The 16,110-nt window shown below is 63.8% G+C and carries 17 protein-coding genes and 2 pseudogenes; 13 read left to right on the top strand and 6 right to left on the bottom strand.

Annotation, left to right across the window (positions count from 1 at the left end; translation table 11 throughout):
* The coding region (locus AWB81_RS34490) for a glycosyl hydrolase (RefSeq protein ID WP_235026061.1) at nt 1-1,023 on the top strand (1,023 nt) is incomplete at its 5' end.
* A 15-nt stretch (nt 1,024-1,038) separates the two neighbouring features.
* On the opposite strand, the gene AWB81_RS34495 is transcribed toward AWB81_RS34490, so the two are convergent.
* Genes AWB81_RS34495 through AWB81_RS34505 form a run of 4 tightly spaced genes read right to left on the bottom strand, consistent with a single transcriptional unit; the run spans nt 1,039 to nt 3,599 of the window.
* Nucleotides 1,039-2,358, bottom strand: coding sequence for a sensor histidine kinase (locus tag AWB81_RS34495; RefSeq protein WP_062642005.1), 1,320 nt, complete (start codon nt 2,356-2,358; stop codon nt 1,039-1,041).
* The gene (locus AWB81_RS34500; protein ID WP_062642007.1) at nt 2,355-3,095 is read right to left on the bottom strand and encodes a response regulator; all 741 of its coding nucleotides are present in this window, start codon (nt 3,093-3,095) and stop codon (nt 2,355-2,357) included. The genes AWB81_RS34495 and AWB81_RS34500 overlap by 4 nt, the downstream gene beginning before the upstream one ends.
* A 7-nt stretch (nt 3,096-3,102) precedes the next feature.
* On the bottom strand, nt 3,103-3,225 hold the full coding sequence (locus AWB81_RS48420; protein ID WP_268811785.1) for a hypothetical protein: 123 nt from the start codon (nt 3,223-3,225) through the stop codon (nt 3,103-3,105).
* The gene (locus tag AWB81_RS34505; RefSeq protein ID WP_062642009.1) at nt 3,222-3,599 is read right to left on the bottom strand and encodes a GFA family protein; all 378 of its coding nucleotides are present in this window, start codon (nt 3,597-3,599) and stop codon (nt 3,222-3,224) included. The genes AWB81_RS48420 and AWB81_RS34505 overlap by 4 nt, the downstream gene beginning before the upstream one ends.
* Nucleotides 3,600-3,781: 182 nt before the next feature.
* Between AWB81_RS34505 and AWB81_RS34510 the strand changes: the two genes are divergently transcribed.
* The 4 genes from AWB81_RS34510 to AWB81_RS34525 all read left to right on the top strand — a co-directional run bounded on the left by AWB81_RS34510 (nt 3,782) and on the right by AWB81_RS34525 (nt 5,611).
* Nucleotides 3,782-4,312 carry a thioredoxin family protein gene (locus AWB81_RS34510; protein ID WP_062642011.1) on the top strand — a complete coding sequence of 177 codons (531 nt, stop codon included), beginning with the start codon at nt 3,782-3,784 and terminating at the stop codon, nt 4,310-4,312.
* Nucleotides 4,313-4,547: 235 nt separating this feature from the next.
* Nucleotides 4,548-4,784 (top strand): DUF4148 domain-containing protein, encoded by a 237-nt coding sequence (locus tag AWB81_RS34515; RefSeq protein WP_062642014.1) that lies wholly within the window; start codon nt 4,548-4,550, stop codon nt 4,782-4,784.
* 97 nt (nt 4,785-4,881) lie between these two features.
* Nucleotides 4,882-5,166 (top strand): hypothetical protein, encoded by a 285-nt coding sequence (locus AWB81_RS34520; RefSeq protein WP_062642017.1) that lies wholly within the window; start codon nt 4,882-4,884, stop codon nt 5,164-5,166.
* Between the two features lie 28 nt (nt 5,167-5,194).
* Nucleotides 5,195-5,611: an organic hydroperoxide resistance protein gene (locus tag AWB81_RS34525; RefSeq protein ID WP_062642020.1), complete on the top strand. Its 417-nt coding sequence runs from the start codon at nt 5,195-5,197 to the stop codon at nt 5,609-5,611.
* Between the two features lie 50 nt (nt 5,612-5,661).
* Here the strand turns inward: AWB81_RS34525 and AWB81_RS34530 are convergent, their stop codons facing one another.
* Nucleotides 5,662-6,717: an NAD(P)-dependent alcohol dehydrogenase gene (locus AWB81_RS34530; RefSeq protein ID WP_062642022.1), complete on the bottom strand. Its 1,056-nt coding sequence runs from the start codon at nt 6,715-6,717 to the stop codon at nt 5,662-5,664.
* A 359-nt stretch (nt 6,718-7,076) separates the two neighbouring features.
* Here AWB81_RS34530 and AWB81_RS34535 point away from each other — a divergent pair, with 359 nt between their 5' ends.
* From AWB81_RS34535 to AWB81_RS34570, 8 genes and pseudogenes are all read left to right on the top strand, one after another.
* Entirely contained in the window at nt 7,077-8,054 is a 978-nt protein-coding gene (locus tag AWB81_RS34535; protein ID WP_062642023.1) for a LysR family transcriptional regulator, read from the top strand.
* Nucleotides 8,055-8,208: 154 nt separating this feature from the next.
* Nucleotides 8,209-9,398 (top strand): annotated as a pseudogene (locus tag AWB81_RS34540) (NAD-dependent formate dehydrogenase).
* Nucleotides 9,399-9,696: 298 nt separating this feature from the next.
* Complete coding sequence (locus AWB81_RS34545) at nt 9,697-10,254, top strand: hypothetical protein (RefSeq protein WP_235026062.1); 558 nt, start codon at nt 9,697-9,699, stop codon at nt 10,252-10,254.
* A gap of 307 nt (nt 10,255-10,561) precedes the next feature.
* Nucleotides 10,562-11,863, top strand: a complete 1,302-nt coding sequence (locus AWB81_RS34550) for a gallate dioxygenase (RefSeq protein WP_062642025.1) — start codon at nt 10,562-10,564, stop codon at nt 11,861-11,863.
* Between the two features lie 45 nt (nt 11,864-11,908).
* Complete coding sequence (locus AWB81_RS34555; protein WP_062642027.1) at nt 11,909-13,258, top strand: MFS transporter; 1,350 nt, start codon at nt 11,909-11,911, stop codon at nt 13,256-13,258.
* A gap of 58 nt (nt 13,259-13,316) precedes the next feature.
* On the top strand, nt 13,317-14,342 hold the full coding sequence (locus AWB81_RS34560; protein WP_062642035.1) for an amidohydrolase family protein: 1,026 nt from the start codon (nt 13,317-13,319) through the stop codon (nt 14,340-14,342).
* 2 nt (nt 14,343-14,344) lie between these two features.
* Complete coding sequence (ligK, locus tag AWB81_RS34565; protein ID WP_062642029.1) at nt 14,345-15,028, top strand: 4-carboxy-4-hydroxy-2-oxoadipate aldolase/oxaloacetate decarboxylase; 684 nt, start codon at nt 14,345-14,347, stop codon at nt 15,026-15,028.
* Between the two features lie 13 nt (nt 15,029-15,041).
* On the top strand, nt 15,042-15,731 hold the full coding sequence (locus tag AWB81_RS34570; RefSeq protein WP_062642031.1) for a substrate-binding domain-containing protein: 690 nt from the start codon (nt 15,042-15,044) through the stop codon (nt 15,729-15,731).
* A gap of 105 nt (nt 15,732-15,836) precedes the next feature.
* On the opposite strand, the pseudogene AWB81_RS47385 reads toward AWB81_RS34570, so the two are convergent.
* Nucleotides 15,837-16,110 (bottom strand): annotated as a pseudogene (locus tag AWB81_RS47385) (hypothetical protein); the annotation flags it as partial.

A 16,110-nucleotide genomic window follows, 5' to 3' on the forward strand; every position in this document is an offset into this window, starting at 1 on the left:
ACCCAGGCCGTGGGCAGCGTCGGCAAGGCGACTTCCGATCCGAGCCCCGCGTCGCAGGCCGTGGTGTCGGTCCCGGAAACGGTCGCATCGCCTTCGAGCCTCTTCTACGGCATGAACGGCCATATGGCCTACGGCAACGGCATTTACAAATCGATGTCGCCCGCCGATCAACTCGCCATCCTCAAGGATCTGGGCGTGACGAACTACCGCTGCGACATCGCGGGCAGCGTCATGTCGCAGGTGCTCGCCGATGCGTTGAACGGACCATTCGCAGGCAGCGGCGTATCGATCCTGCCCGTGCTCAATCCGTTTTCGGCCGGCTGGGACTGCGCGAGTTCCGAGTCGGCGGCCTACACGCTCGGCTACGATCTGGGCGTGAACTGCGCGCGGCCGCTGAAGGGGCTCGTGACGCACATCGAATGCGGCAACGAACTCGACGTGCCGCTCAAGATCGGCGGCGACGGCAGTCTCTCCTCCGACTGGAATCCGGCGTACTGGCCGTCGTTTCGCGGCGCGCTGCGCGGGATGCTCGACGGCGTGAAGTCGATCGATCCGAGCATCAAGTGCGGCGTCAACGTCGGCATTCCGATGGCCTATCGCGCGTTGCAGATGCTATGGAACGGCATCTCGCCCGATGGCAGCGCAGCGGGCGTGTCCGGCGCGGCGGCATTGCGCTGGGATTTCACGACCTATCACTGGTACAAGAGTTCTGGCGATATCCAGTGCGGCGGGCGCTACAACGCGTGCGTGGACGTGCTGCAGGTGCTGAAAGATTCGTTCGACGTTCCGATCTGGCTGACGGAGTGGGGCTGGGCCGGCAGCGGAGACACCCAGCAGTCGGCGGCCGACTACGTGACGAAGGCGCTCAGGCAATACCGGTCGATCAAGGACAAGTACAACATCGAATCGGTGATGATGTACTGCCTGATCGATCCGGACTACGGGCTGGTTCAGATGGACGGCACATCGAAGAATGCCGCTTACGCCGCGTTCAGGAATTTCGTCGCGGCGAATCCGGTCTGAACGTCGGCAGAATGGCTAGCTGACCTTCTTCAGCACGAGCCGCGCCTCCAGCCCGCCGCCGGCCCGGTTCTGCAGCGTCAGGGTCGAATCCATCGCGAGCGCGAGTTGCCGCGCGATCGCAAGGCCGAGCCCGGTGCCGCCCGTGTGCCGGTTGCGCGATCCTTCGAGGCGGTAGAACGGTTCGAACACGGCGTCCAGCGCTTCGGCCGGAATGCCCGGCCCGCGATCGAGCACCGCGATGACCACCTGACCGTCCGCACGCGCCTCCACGCTGATTTCCGCCTCGCCGGCGAACTTCAGCGCGTTGTCGACCAGATTGCCGACGATCCGCCGCAGCGCCTGCGGACGCGTCACCAGCGCGCCGCCGACGTGGCCCTGCAGCGACACCTTGCTCCCGGCATCGAGATAGTCGCAAACGAGGCTGTCGAAGAGCGCATCCGGATCGATGCGGCAGGGCACTTCGCTCGCGCCGTGCAGCGTGCGTGCATAGGTCACGCCTTCCTTGACGAGCGTTTCCATCTCCCGCAGGTCCTGCTGCAGCTTGGCGCCCTGCGTGTCGTCGTCCATCACGTCGACGCGCAGGCGCATGCGGGTGATCGGCGTCTGCAGGTCGTGGGAAATCGCGGCCAGGATCTGCATGCGCTCGGTCATGTACGTCGCGACGCGATCCTGCATCGCGTTGAAGGCCTTGGCCGCGCGCGCCACTTCGTCCGGCCCGTCTTCCGGCAGGCGATCCGCCTTGAGGTCGGGTCCGAGCGTGTCTGCTGCCCGCGCGAGTTGCTTCAGCGGACGCGTCGCGAGGCGCACGGCAAGCCAGCAGCACGCGCCGAGCACCGCCAGTTGCAGTGCCAGCACGAGCGGCAGCCAGCGCGACAGCGGCGCGCCCGGCATCGGCCGATAGTCGATGGTGAGCGGCGTGCCGTCGCTCAGGTTCAGGTGGACCTGCAGACGTTCGGGTTCGCCGGGAACGGCGTTCGCCGTCAGCGGATAGCGCTTGCCGATGCCTTCCGCAATCGAGCGGGCCACGCGTTCGGACAGTTCTGCATCGGGCGGTGCGCCCCCGATGCCGGGTCCGAATTCGAACGTATAAGTGCGCCGCGCCAGCCGGGGCAGCCATCCGGCGCGTTCGGCGGGCGGCAGGTGATCGAGCAGGGCGACCGAACTCGCGACCTCGCGTTCGATATAGCCCATCATGACGTTGGTCATCGTCTGGTCGCGCTCGGTCATCGTGAGCCAGAACGACAGCGTCTGCGCAATCGCCAGGCCGACGAAGAGGATCAGCGCGAGTCGCGCGAACAGGCTGCGCGGCCAGTGCAGCAACGAGCGCGCGTTCATTGCGGACCTTCGAGCGGAACCACGGCCGCGGAGAACACGTAGCCTTCGCTGCGCAGCGTCTTGATGTAGCGCGGCTCGCGCGCGACGTCATTCAGACGCTGACGCAGCCGGCTCACCAGCAAATCGATCGAGCGGTCGAACGGGTCCGCCTGGCGGCCCTGCGTCAGGTTGAGCAACTGGTCGCGCGTCAGCACGCGCTGCGGGTGATCGAGAAAGACGCGCAGCAGCCGGTACTCCGCGCCGGAGAGCGCGACCATCGTGCCATCCGCGTCGAGCAGATGGCGCGCGGTCGTATCGAGCCGCCAGTCGCCGAAGCTGAGTATCGACGCCGATTCCACGACCTGCATGCCCGGCGGCAACATGCGCGCGCGACGCAGCACCGAGCGGATGCGCGCAAGCAGTTCGCGCACCGCGAACGGTTTCGGGAGGTAGTCGTCGGCGCCCATTTCCAGACCGACGATGCGGTCCGCTTCCTCGTTGCGCGCGGTGAGCATGACGACCGGCACGGCGCGGAACTTGCCCGCCCGCAATTCGCGGCACAGGACGAGCCCGTCTTCGCCGGGCATCATCAGGTCGAGGACGATCAGATCGGGCGCGCCCTGTTCGAGCGCGGCGCGCATCTCGCGACCGTTCGCGGCAAGTGACACGCGCATGCCGTTCTTCTCGAGATAGGTAGCGAGCAGTTCGCGAATGCCGCGGTCGTCGTCGACGATCAGCACGTGGTCAGTGGTTTCCATGGTCGGATCATTGCTTGTTGCGCTTGACCTGCACCCGGCCGGCATCGATCAGAAGACACTGCACCGGATGCGCCAGTTCTGCCGCGATTCCGCCTGCCAGGAACGCGACGATCGAAAGCAATCGTCTCATGCGTCCTCCACGACGGACAGACTCGCGCCGTCCGAGAGACCCGCGTCGAGCGTATAGGGATCGACGCCTTCCAGGCAGCCGATGTTCGCGCGCCAGAGTTGCGGGTCCTTGCGCGTCTGGTGAAACGGGTAGATGCCGCAGTGTTTGCAGAAATAGTGCTTCGCTACGCGCGTGTTGAACTGGTACAGCGTGAGCGCGTCTTCGCCGCTCAGGATTTTCAGCTCGGCGGCGGCGAATGGCGGCGTCATCGGCGCGCCCTTGCGGCGGCACAGGCTGCAGTTGCAGCGCGACGCAGGCGCCAGCGCGGTGCGGACTTCGAACCTGACGCGGCCGCAGTGACAGGCTCCCTGCAACAGCTCGGTATTCGTGCTCATGTGACTCTCCGTGATCGTCGATGACTGCGTTATAGCGCAGGTCGGGCGGAGTTTTGTATCCCAGTGTATCCCGTCGTTCGCACGATACATAACATTGCACAAACCCCCCTGCGACGACACAAGCCGGATACGCGCAAACGGTCCAATACGGCCATTCCAACCCGTATTCAAAGGACCCTGACATGCTCTCCCGACTCAAGACCGTTGCTGCCCTGACCGTCTTCGCGGCGGTCGCCGCGACCAGCGGCGCCGCCATCGCAGGTACGCCGGCAAACACCAAGGCCGCGCCGGAATTCACCGGCATTGAAACATGGATCAACAGCGATCCGCTGACGCTCAGCCAGTTGCGAGGAAAGGTCGTGCTGGTCGACTTCTGGACCTACAGCTGCATCAACTGCATCCATACGCTGCCGCAAGTCCAGAGCTGGAACCAGAAATTCAAGGATCAGGGACTCGTGGTCGTCGGCGTGCATACGCCGGAATTTCCTTTCGAGCGCGACACGGGCAACGTGAAGACGGCGGTCAAGCGCTTCGGCATCACGTTCCCGGTGGCCCAGGACAATCGCTACGCGACCTGGCGCGCCTACGACAACCAGTACTGGCCCGCCTTCTATCTCATCGACAAGAAGGGTCAGGTGGCCTACAGCCACTTCGGCGAAGGGGATTACGCGCAGACCGAGAACGCGATCAAGGCTTTGCTGGCGCAAAAGTAGTTCGCGATCCGCCGGTGTTTCCTCGTGTCTTCGTATCGCAATGTATCCACGGTCCCAATCGATACACAACATTGCAAAACACGGGTTTCCCGACATGAGCCAGATACACCGGCGGGTTCCAATGCATCAACGACGGATTCCAGACGTCAGGCGGCCAGCAGAACCCGATGGAAACGCTGCCCGTGTTGCCCGGATATCCCGGCGCTCTTTCCTTTACTTGTTCCAGGAGAACAGCATGAAAACCTCGATCATCGCTTTGGCCCTCGCCGCATCCGCCTTCACCGGCATCGCTCACGCCGCTGTGCCGGCCGGCGAAAGCGCGGACAAATCGTCCATCGTGCAATCGGCGGCAACGTATGCGAGCCGCAACAGTGCGATGGCAAAGACGCGCGCCGACGTCCGGCAGGAACTGGTGCAGGCGCAAAACGATGGCCAGCTTGCGAATCTGCGCGTGCTGTATCGCGGGAGCTGAGCTTCGCTCGTTCCTCCGCAGTCTCTTTGATACGAGAGGCCGATCTCAGCAAACGTATGGATCGGCCTTCCAACACATTCCGCTAAAAGGTTCAATCATGTTCAAGCATCTCATCACCGTCGCTGTTGTCACCGTTGGACTGGCAACTGCCGGCTCCGTGTTCGCAAGCAGTGGCTATGGACCCGCGCCTCACTACAACCCGACGGTCGGCGCGCCCGCATCGCAACGCGGCGTGAGCAACCAGACGATCAATGCCGAATACGCGAGCGCCGACCGAAGCACGCAGTCGTATGGCGGCGTGAGTGAGACTACATCGCAATCGGGCGCCCCCGGTGCCTTCGTCGGGACTCACGGTTCCGCTTCGCTGTTCGCGCATCACTAAGCCAAGACAATCGCATAAGGAGTTCATCATGACCCAGCTCGACAAAGTGCTGTACACCGGCAAGACGCACACCACCGGCGGACGCGACGGCGCGTCCCGCAGTTCGGACGGACGTCTCGACGTCAGCCTTTCGGCTCCAGGCTCGAAGGGAAGCGGCACGAATCCGGAACAGATGCTCGCCGCCGGCTGGTCCGCGTGCTTCATCGGCGCGATGGGAATCGCGGCCGCAAAAATGAAGGTCGCCCTTCCCGCCGACACGGCCGTCGACGCCGAAGTCGATCTGGGCACCACCGATGGCGCCTACTTCCTTCAGGCTCGCCTGAATGTCAGCCTGCCGGGCGTGGACCGCGAAGTGGCCCGGGCGCTCGCGGACGCAGCGCATCAGACCTGTCCGTATTCGAAGGCCACGCGCGGCAACATCGACGTCGTCATCAACGTGATCTGATAAGGCGCGGCGAGGCACGCCACCGGGTGCGCTCCGCCTGCCGGATTCCTTTAGCCGGCGAGCGAAGCCATGTCGATGACGAAGCGATATTTCACGTCGCTCTTCAGCATCCGCTCGTAGGCTTCGTTGATCTGATCCATCCGGATCATTTCGATGTCGGACGTGATGCCGTGCTTGCCGCAGAAGTCGAGCATTTCCTGCGTCTCTGCGATGCCGCCGATCAGCGATCCCGCGAGCGAGCGCCGCTTGAAGATCATGTTCATGACCGACGGGGAAGGGTGAGGATGTTCGGGAGCACCGACGAGGGTCATCGTGCCATCGCGCTTGAGCAGCGCGATGAACTGGTCGAGATCGTGGGACGCGGCCACCGTGTTCAGAATGAAGTCGAAGCTGTTCGAGTGAGCCGCCATCTGCTCCGGGTCCTTCGAGATCACGACTTCATGGGCGCCGAGGCGCTTGCCGTCCTCGATCTTGCCCGGTGACGTGGTGAACAGAACGACATGCGCGCCGAGCGCAGCCGCGATCTTCACCCCCATGTGCCCGAGCCCGCCAAGCCCGACGATGCCCACCTTCTGCCCCTTTTGCACGTTCCAGTGCTTCAGCGGCGAGTAGGTCGTGATGCCCGCGCACAGGAGCGGTGCGACGGACGCGAGTTCGAGGTTCTCCGGTATCGACAGCGTGAACGCCTCATCGACGACGACCGATGTCGAATACCCGCCGAACGTCACGCCGCCCGAATGCTTGTCGGGCGAGTTGTAGGTCTGGATGAAGCTCTCGGGGCCTTCGCAATACTGTTCGAGGCCTTCCTTGCAGGCAGCGCAGGTCCGGCACGAGTCGACCATGCAGCCGACGCCCGCGAGTTGACCGACCTTGAACTTCGTCACTTCGGAGCCGACTTCCGATACCCGCCCGACGATCTCGTGTCCCGGCACGAGCGGATAGTTGGTGGCTCCCCATTCGTTGCGGGCCATATGAAGGTCGGAATGACACACGCCGCAATAAAGAATGTCGATGCGCACGTCGTGTTCACTGACGTCGCGCCGCTCGATCGAAAACGGCCCGAGCGGCGACTCGGCCGATTGCGCCGCATATGCATGTGCTTTCATGATGATCTGGAAGTCTCGGAGAGGAGTGGAAGAAGGGCGCGCACGATGCCAGATGTGACGCAAAAATGACGCGGCAAAGCGTGCACGCCGGGAAGTCGATGGCGATCGGAACGGCCTTGAACATGCTCGACCGGGGACCGTTCGAACGGCACGCGTCATCATCGCCGAAAAGAAGAAAACACGCGCAAATGACAGCCCGGCGCATCCGCGAAGCGTGCCGCGTCTCTCGTTTCAGGCACCCGTAAGGTTCTTGATAGCGCCATCCGGAGGCTTGCGCTATATTCTTCCGGATATATAGAACGGGGCCGGGCATGCGGTTGCGGTAATGACGCGAACATGGCCCACACCAGGAAGAACAGATGTTCATTCGTCAACTGGACTACCTCGTCACTCTCGCACGAGAGCAGCATTTCGCGCGTGCCGCGGACATCTGCAACGTGTCGCAACCTGCGCTTTCGTCGGCCATTCGCAGCCTCGAAGAGGAACTGGGTCTCGTGATCGTGAAGCGCGGAAGGCGCTTCCTGGGCTTCACCGAAGATGGTGAGCGTGTTCTAGGCTGGGCGCGTCAGACGCTCGCGACGCTCGAGCACATGCGACAGGATGCATCGGCGGCGCAGGTCCGGTTGAGCGGGACCGTCCGCATCGGCGTGATTCCGACGACGATGCCCGTCGTGTCGCTGCTGTCGAGCGCGTGCCGGATGGCGCATCCGTCGATCCGCTATTCGCTGCATTCGCTCAGTTCCGACGCGATCCTGCGCCAGCTCGACGACTACGAACTCGACATCGGCTTCACTTATCTCGACGATCGCGTGCAGGCCGGCTTCGAAATCCTGCCGCTTTATCGCGAGCGCTACATCCTCCTCTCGCCGCCCGATTCGGCGCAGGTCTCCGAGGCGCGGGCCGAGCGCTGGGACGCCATCGGCAAGCTGCCGCTGTGCCTCCTGAACAACGCGATGCAGAACCGCCAGGTGATCAACGCGGCCTTCCGGCGCGCGGGCATCCAGCCGACGGTCATCCTGGAGACCGATTCGATACTCGATCTGTACTCGCATGTTCAGCACGCGGGACTGCACAGCGTTCTGCCGCATAGCCTGTTAAGCGTGCTCGATGCCAGTCACGCTGTGCGAGCGGAGCTGCTGCTGCCGGAACTCACGCGCGACATCGGCCTCGTCACGCGCAGCGCCGCGTCGATACAGCCCATCGTCGGTGCGATGTGGGAGGCTGCGGCGAAGCTGGATCTGCAAAGCCGCTTCGACGCGCTGCTCACGACGCGGCCCGACGCCGGCCGCGCCGAAGCCGGCGAATCGGGCAGCCGCCTGCGGCGCGCGTCTTCATAAGCGGCGCTTATCAGCGGATTCGGTCAAACGATTGGACGCTTCAAGCTCGCTCACAGACACTGGGTTCGTCGGTTGCATGAACGTGCACCAGACCGATGAAACGCAACGGCGTTGATCGCCGTTCCATATCCCGTCAAAGTGGAGTGAGACAATCGTGGCCAAGGTTCTCTGTGTTCTGTACGACGACCCCGTCGATGGCATGCCGCGCAAATATGCGCGCGACGACGTTCCCGTCATCTCGAAGTATCACGACGGACAAACGGCACCCACGCCGGACGCCATCGACTTCACGCCGGGCGAGTTGCTCGGAAGCGTTTCGGGGGAACTCGGTCTGCGGAAGTTCCTCGAATCGCAGGGCCATACGCTCGTCGTGACATCGGACAAGGACGGCCCGGGTTCGGTCTTCGAGCGCGAACTCGCGGACGCCGAGATCGTCATTTCCCAGCCTTTCTGGCCCGCTTACCTCACCGCCGAACGCCGAAGCTCAAGCTCGCGCTGACAGCCGGCATCGGCTCGGACCACGTCGATCTGCAGGCCGCCATCGAGCGCGGGATCACGGTCGCGGAAGTGACGTACTGCAACAGCATCAGCGTCGCGGAGCACGTCGTGATGATGATCCTCTCGCTGGTGCGCAACTACCTGCCGTCGCATGAATGGGTGAAGAAGGGTGGCTGGAACATCGCCGACTGCGTGGCGCGCGCCTACGACGTCGAGGGTATGAACGTCGGCACGGTGGCGGCCGGACGGATCGGCGCCGCGGTGCTGCGAAGGCTCAAACCGTTCGACGTCAAGCTGCATTACACGGATCGTCATCGCTTGCCCGAACATGTCGAGCGCGAACTCGGCGCGACCTGGCATCCGGATGTCGAGTCGATGGCGAAGGTATGCGATGTCGTGACGATCAACTGCCCGCTGCATCCGGAGACGGAGAATCTCTTCGACGAACGCATGATCTCGAAGATGAAGCGCGGTGCGTACATCGTCAACACGGCGCGCGGGAAGATCGTCGATCGCGATGCCATCGTGCGTGCGCTCGAAAACGGGCAGCTCGCGGGCTATGCGGGCGACGTATGGTTCCCGCAGCCGGCACCGCGCGATCATCCGTGGCGCACGATGCCGCATCAGGGCATGACGCCGCACACGTCGGGCACGACGCTCTCGGCGCAGGCGCGCTATGCAGCGGGCACGCGTGAGATTCTCGAATGCTGGTTCGACAGGAAGCCGATTCGCGACGAATACCTGATCGTGGATGGCGGTCGCCTGGCAGGCGTCGGCGCCCATTCGTATTCGGCAGGCAATGCCACGTCCGGCTCTGAGGAGGCGAGCCGCTTCAAGGTCGCCTGACGCACCGCGTGATCCCTCCGCCGGCGTGCGTTCGCACACCGGCGGTTGCGACTTCGTTCTCTCCCCATCTGATCCCGTTATCGGCAGGCATCGCGACAACCCTTCTCCGATACCCCGTCCAGGCACCCGCGTAAAACACCCATCGGCCTTTCTGGGCGTGGCGTACAGCGACGTTCCGTCATCCCGTGAACAGAGCGCTTTCGGCACCCGTTTCAGCCATTCCATCTGGTTAACCCGCGCTTCTTTTGAGCAGGGCCAAATCGCTATCTTTTCACCTGTTCATTACAGGAGATGAGACATGGGCAGCAATCTGAGCACGAGCGGTAACGGGTTCAACGACGGCTTGCAGTCGGGTGCTTCGTCCCGGCCGGATCGTCAGGCGATCATCCGGGCGGGCGTCGCGGGCGGACTGGCCGGGGCCGTCATCATCTGGATTTATGAAGCGCTGATCTGGGTCGGCGCCCAGCATCTGATGCCGCTGGTCGGAATTCCGCGCAATGCCACCGGTCTGGTTTTCGGCAAGGCATTTCAGGAGTCGATCGGGGTGTGGGCATACGTGATCGGCACCGGCATTCACTTTGTCTTCGCGATTGCGTGGGGCGTGCTGTTCGCCATGATCTGGCCGTATTTCCGCCGGCGCGGTTACGAAGCGACGTTCGTGGCTCTCTTCTACGCGATGCTCGCCTGGATCGTCATGCATGTGGCGATCATGATCACCTCCGACAATCATCCGAACTATTACGACCCGGTGGTCATCATCGGCGGGTTCATGTCTCACTTCTGCTTCACCGTGCCGCTCGCTCTGATCGTGAAGAAAATGCTGGCTCCGGTCACGCGGCAAACGACCGTCCGATAAGCAAACTGGATGCGCCGGCGTGGCTCCGGAATCCACGCTTTGCGACTCCTTTCATCATCCATCTAATTTATTTATGTCCGACGTAACGGTACCGGTGGGACGCCGGGCCGCAGCCAGCGGGGACCGGCGAGCAGATAAGGGCATCGCTTCCCGTCGCGGCCGCGCCGGACATCTGGTTTACACCGACTGTCGACAGGCGGACGCTCTCTCTTATCGTCGCGATTCACAGTAGCAGCCGGGCCGGATCGACCCAGAGACCTGAAAATCGCCGAACCCCGGTTCAAATGAGTTTTGAAGGAGTACAAGCATGGCACGGATCATCGGAGGCATCGCCGCCTCGCACACGCCCACTATCGGTTTTGCTTTCGACAAGAACAAGCGCGACGACCCCGTCTGGGCGCCGATCTTCGAGAACTTCGCGCCTGTGGCCGACTGGATCGCGGACAAGAAGCCGGACGTGATCCTCACCATCTACAACGACCACGTCACGTCCTTCTTCTTCGATCACTACTCGGCGTTCACGCTGGGCGTCGGACCGGAATGGCACGTCGCGGATGAAGGCGGCGGCGCGCGCGACCTGCCGCCGATCAAGGGACATCCGGCGCTGGCTGCGCACATCGGCACGTCGCTGATGACCGATGAATTCGACATGTCCTTCTTCCAGAACAAGGCGCTCGATCACGGCTGTTTCTCGCCGCTGTCGATGCTCATTCCGCACAAGCCGGAGTGGCCCGTGAAGCTCGTGCCGTTGCAAATGGGCGTGCTGCAACTGCCGATCCCGAGCGCGCGCCGCTTCTACAAGCTGGGGCAGGCGCTGCGCCGCGCCATCGAAAGCTATCCGGAAGACCTCAAGGTGGCGGTGCTGGCGACCGGCGGCCTGTCGCATCAGGTGCATGGCGAACGCGCCGGCTTCAACAACACGCCGTGGGACCAGCGCTTTCTCGACCTGTTCGAACGCGACCCCGAGCAGCTCGCCGACATGACGATCGCGGAATACGCGGAACTGGGCGGCTACGAAGGCGCGGAAGTCGTGATGTGGCTGACGATGCGTGGCGCGCTGTCGAACAACGTCGTGTGCAAGCACCGCAGCTACTACCTGCCGTCGATGGCGGGCATCGCGACCGCCATCTACGAAGGCGAGGACAGCGAGATCAAGCCGGCCATCGTCGAGCGTCACCGGCAGCGCATGGCGATCCAGCTGACCGATGTCGAGAAGCTCGAAGGCACGTATCCGTTCTCGATCGAAACCGCCGTGCGCGCGTACCGGATCAATGACTACCTGCATCGCATGGTCGAGCCGGCGCATCGCGAGGCGTTCCTGCGTGATCCCGAGGCGAGCTTCGAAGCAGCCGGGCTCAGCGAAGAAGAGCGCGACATGATCCGCCGGCGCGACTGGCGCGCGTTGCTCCACTACGGCGTCATCTTTTTCATGCTCGAAAAGCTCGGCGCGGTCACCGGCGTGTCGAACCTGCACATCTACGCAGCGATGCGCGGGCAATCGCTGGAAGAGTTTCAGCGCACGCGCAATGCGCCCGGCGCGCTCTACTCGGTGGCGGGCAAGAGTGCCGGGAAGCTCGACTGGGAAGGCGCGGACAAGGGCAAGAACTGACCTTTGCGGCGAAGCCAGAAAATCATATGCAAAGTGGAGACAACAATGGCAAGCGGGAAAATGATTGACATCAAGGGCTTCATCGACGAGAGACCGATCTCGCCTTACCAGTGGCTACTGGTGGCGCTGTGTTTCCTGATCGTGACCGCCGACGGCATGGACGTGGCCATCATGGGGTTCGTCGCACCGTCGATCATTCATGACTGGGGGATTTCGCGCCCCGCGTTCGGTCTGGTGATGAGCGCGGCGCCGATCGGTCTCGTGATCGGCGCGCTGGCGGCGGGGCCGGCTTCGGACCGCATCGGCCGCAAGTGGGTGCTGATCACGTCGGTGTCCCTCTTCGGCATCTTCACCATCGCGACCGCGTTTACTACGACACCGATGTCGATGGCCGCGCTGCGCCTCTTGACCGGCATCGGTCTGGGCGCCGCGATGCCCAACACGACGACGCTCCTCTCCGAGTACGCGCCCCAGCGCAAACGTGCGCTGATGATCACCATCATGTTCACGGGCTTCAATCTCGGTTCGGCGCTGATCGGCTTCGCGGCCGGCTGGCTGATTCCGTTGCACGGGTGGCGTTCGGTCCTGATCTTCGGCGGCGCGCTGCCGCTCGTGCTGATCCCGCTGCAAATGTGGCTGCTGCCGGAGTCGGCGCGTCTTCTGGCGGTGCGCGGCGCACCCGCCGCCCGGATCGGCGCCGTGCTGGGCCGGGTCTGCGGCGCGCGCTTCCAGGGCGACGAAGTCTTCGTCTCCAGCGAGCCGCCGCTGCCCACCCGCAAGCCGATCGGCGTGCTGTTCTCGCAAGGCTACGGCCTGATGACGGCGGCGCTTTGGGTCACGTACTTCATGGGCCTGCTCGTGATCTATCTGCTGACTGGCTGGCTGCCGACGCTCATGAAGGACGCCGGACTGACGGTGACCTCGGCGGCCAACGTGACGGCGATGTTCCAGATCGGCGGCACCGTCGGCGCGATTCTGGTGGGCTTCATGATGGACAAGGTCCGGCCGGCGCCCGTGATCAGCGCGGCCTATCTCGGCGGCGGCTTGTGCGTGCTCGGGCTGGGATGGATCGGCGCGATGTCGTCGTCGTTGACGCTGCTGGTGTTCGCCGCGGGCCTCTGCATGAGCGGCGCGCAGACCGGCCTGAACGCATTCGCGCCGAGCCGCTACCCGACGGTGGCGCGCGCAACCGGTGTGAGCTGGATGCTCGGCATGGGACGCTTCGGCAGCATCTTCGGCTCCGCGATCGGTGGCGCGCTGCTCGGCCTCGGCTGGCAGTTCGGCGCGATCCTGGCGATGCTGGCCGTGCCCGCCACGCTCGCCGCCATCTCCATCCTGCTGGCCCAGCGCACGAAGGCAAGCGAAGCGACGCGGCAGCCGAACACGGCGCACTAGAAGCGTCGGCGCGACTGAAGACATCGCGCCGGCAATCGAATCAGTTTTGGGAAAGACGATGATCATCGACATTCACGGCCACTACACGACTGCGCCGAAAGCGCTGGAGACGTGGCGCAACCGCCAGATCGCGGGCATCAGCAATCCGTCCGAGCGGCCGAAGGTATCGGAACTGCACATCAGCGACGACGAGCTGCGCGAGTCGATCGAAAGCAATCAGTTGAAGCTGATGCGCGAGCGCGGTCTCGACCTCACGATCTTCAGCCCGCGAGCGAGCTTCATGGCGCATCACATCGGCGATTTCGAGGTGTCGAGCACCTGGGCCGCGATCTGCAACGAGCTGTGCTTTCGCGTGAGCCAGCTGTTCCCCGATCATTTCATTCCGGCCGCCATGCTGCCGCAAAGCCCGGGCGTCGATACCGCGACCTGCATTCCTGAACTCGTCAAATGCGTCGAGCAGTACGGCAACGTGGCGATCAACCTGAACCCGGACCCGTCGGGCGGCCACTGGACCAGCCCGCCGCTGTCGGACCGCTACTGGTATCCGGTCTACGAGAAGATGGTCGAGTACGACATCCCCGCGATGATCCACGTGAGCACGAGCTGCAACGCGTGCTTTCACACCACCGGCGCGCACTATCTGAACGCGGACACGACCGCCTTCATGCAATGCCTCACGTCGGACCTGTTCCGCGATTTCCCGGCGCTGCGCTTCGTGATTCCGCACGGCGGCGGCGCGGTGCCGTATCACTGGGGACGCTTTCGCGGCCTCGCGCAGGAGATGAAAAAGCCGCTCCTGAAGGATCATCTGCTCAACAACGTGTTCTTCGATACCTGCGTCTACCATCAGCCGGGCGTTGATCTGCTCACGCGCGTGATTCCGGTGGACAACATCCTGTTTGCAAGCGAGATGATCGGCGCGGTGCGCGGCATCGATCCGGAAACGGGCCACTATTTCGACGATACCAAGCGCTACATCGACGCAGCACACATCGATGCGGAGGAGCGGTTCAAGATCTACGAAGGCAACGCGCGACGCGTCTATCCGCGTCTCGATGCCGCGCTGAAAACGAAGGGACGGTGATCATGTACGAACTCGGAGTGGTGTATCGAAACATTCGCCGCGCGGACGGCGACGTTGCCGCGCAACTCGGTGCGCTCGGAACAGCGACGGTGCACGAGGCTTTGGGCCGCGTCGGCCTGATGAAGCCCTACATGCGGCCGATCCATACCGGCACGCAGGCGAGCGGCACGGCCGTGACGGTCCTGCTGCAGCCGGGCGACAACTGGATGCTGCATGTCGCGGCGGAGCAAATCCAGCCGGGCGACGTCGTCGTGGCGGCGGTCACGACGGACTGCACCGACGGCTACTTCGGCGACCTGCTGGCGACGAGCTTCAAGGCACGCGGCGCGCGCGGGCTCATCATCGACGGCGGCGTGCGCGACGTGCGCGTGCTGGCCGAGATGAACTTCCCGGTGTGGAGCAAGGCTGTGTCCGCGAAGGGGACGGTCAAGGCGACGCTCGGATCCGTGAACATCCCCGTGGTCTGCGCGGGCGCGCTGGTGAATCCGGGCGATGTCGTCGTCGCGGACGATGACGGCGTGGTCGTGGTGCCGGCGGCTGTGGCGCAGAAGGTGCTCGACAAGGCGGTCGCGCGCGAGGCCAACGAAGGCGAGAAGCGTTCGAAACTGGCTTCAGGCGTCCTTGGCCTCGACATGTACAGCATGCGCGAGCCGTTGCGCGAGGCCGGGCTGCGCTATATCGACTGACCGGTTTCGAACCATGAGCAAGCAGATCTCCGGCATCTCTTCGATGGCGACGCGCCAGGTTCTGGCCGACCTCGTCGATGAATACGAGCGGCGCTCGGGGCAGCGGGTGGTCGTCGAGTCGGTGGGCGGCGTCGCGGCGCTTGCGCGCGTTCAGGACGGCGAGCCGTTCGACATCGTCGTGCTCGCGGCGGACGCAATCGCGCGGCTCGCGGCGGCGGGTCGCGTCGATACCAACAGTTGCGTCGATCTGGCGCGTTCGGGTGTCGCCGTCGCCGTGGCCGCTGGTGCGGCGCGGCCGGAGATCGGCTCCGAAGCGGCCGTCCGCGACGCAATTCTGGCCGCGCGCAGCATCGGCTATTCGACAGGGCCGAGCGGCGCGCACCTCACGCGCCTCTTCGAGCGCTGGGGCATCGCCGGGACCATCGCGCCGCGCATCGTGCAGGCGCCGCCCGGCGTGCCGGTCGGTGCGCTCATCGCGCGCGGAGAAGTGGAACTCGGATTCCAGCAGACGAGCGAACTGATGCACCTGTCGGGCATCGAAGTGATCGGGCCGCTGCCGCCCGAGATTCAGGCGACGACCGTTTTTTCTGCCGGCGTGTGTACGGCGTCGTTGCTGCCGGACGCGGCCAGGGCGTTGATCGCGTTTCTTGCATCGGACTCCGCCGATTTGGCCAAGCTTGCGCGCGGGATGGAGCCGGTTTGATTTGCTGGTTTGAGCGGTCTGGGCTTTTGGGGAACTTGCTTTCTTAGTGGTCTATTCGTTTCGCCCCTGTGCGGGGTCACTCGTCGTAAGGCCGCCAGTATGCAGCTACCGCAAGTGGCGCGGAATTTCGGCCTTGCACTCCTGTAGTGCCTCACCGCTGTGATCCCCAATCCCAAACCGGTATTTGCAATAGTCAGCAAGGTGCGCGCGATCGATCGGCGTCAATTGGTCGATCGGCTCGTCATCCCCTTCGTTGGCAAAGGGGTCGTAGAACCTCGTCTGTAGCGTCGGAAATCGCTTGGCGGTTTCAAGCCGAAGTGCAACAGGGGGGTTAATGTTTAGCGTTTTGAGGTTGGGTTGCTGAGGCGAGCGTGGCGGC

Source organism: Caballeronia arationis (assembly GCF_001544975.2).
In the GTDB taxonomy this organism is placed as follows: Bacteria; Pseudomonadota; Gammaproteobacteria; order Burkholderiales; family Burkholderiaceae; genus Caballeronia; species Caballeronia arationis.